The sequence below is a fragment of the Oleiphilus sp. HI0086 genome (genome assembly GCF_001635225.1).
In genome coordinates, this window is record NZ_LWFZ01001202.1 from 1 (window position 1) to 876 (window position 876).

Annotated in this window: 2 protein-coding genes; both read right to left on the reverse strand. The window is 45.0% G+C overall.

The genetic code is table 11. The features are described 5' to 3' along the window. Nucleotides 1–298: DUF368 domain-containing protein (locus A3756_RS20840; RefSeq protein ID WP_156490653.1), on the reverse strand; the 298-nt coding region annotated here is incomplete at its 3' end. A gap of 78 nt (nucleotides 299–376) precedes the next feature. After that, on the reverse strand, nucleotides 377–876 hold a 500-nt coding region (locus A3756_RS20845; RefSeq protein WP_068554518.1), incomplete at its 5' end, for a protein-L-isoaspartate(D-aspartate) O-methyltransferase.

The following is an 876-nucleotide window of genomic DNA, read 5'->3' on the forward strand; positions in this document are numbered from 1 at the left end:
TGTATACAGACGCCAAGATGAGACCAAAAAAGCCGGCCCAAAGAGGAATAGGAAAGTTAGCCAGCAGAAAAGTAATCACCTTCGCCAAGGATATTGCGCTTGTCACAATGCCAACAAACAGAGTAAGAAGAAAACTGGCGTCTGCCTTTTCCCAGACTCCTTTTAAGCTTCTATTTTTTAATGCTAGTAACAAAGTAGGAAGAATTGAATTTAAGGCTTGTAGCAGGCGCTCATAAATACCCGTAATAAAAGCAATAGTGCCACCACTAACACCCGGCACAATATCAGCGGCACCCATCAACACTCCCTTTATAAAAACCCATCCATCTATTTTCACATCTACCTCTTTATGGTGCCGTTTTGTATCTTAAATTTATTAGCGAATCGTTCCTGGAAGAAAGGGTACGAACATCGCAGGCTCAATTATCTTTTGTTCATAACTTGAGCCTTTTCTTGTGACAATAGTTAAGCTTTGTTGAGCATCTCCCAAAGGCAAAATCATCCGCCCGCCCTCTTTTAACTGACGAACCAGCTCCAATGGAATTTCTGTGGGCGCCGCCGTCATAATCACTGCGTCATACAAACCACGCTCCGGCCAGCCTATCCCGCCATCGGCATGACGAGTACTGATATTATTCAAGCCTAGCAGCTTAAAGCGTTGAACCGCTTTTTCTAACAGAGGATTAATTCTCTCAACACTATAGACCTCACCCACCAACTGAGCCAAGACCGCCGCCTGATACCCAGAGCCGGTGCCAAGTTCAAGAACTCTACGCGGCGCCGTTTGCAGCAACAACTCAGTCATTCTCGCAACAATATAAGGTTGGGAAATAGTTTGGTTGTGCCCAATCGGTAAAGCTGTATCTTCATAAGCCC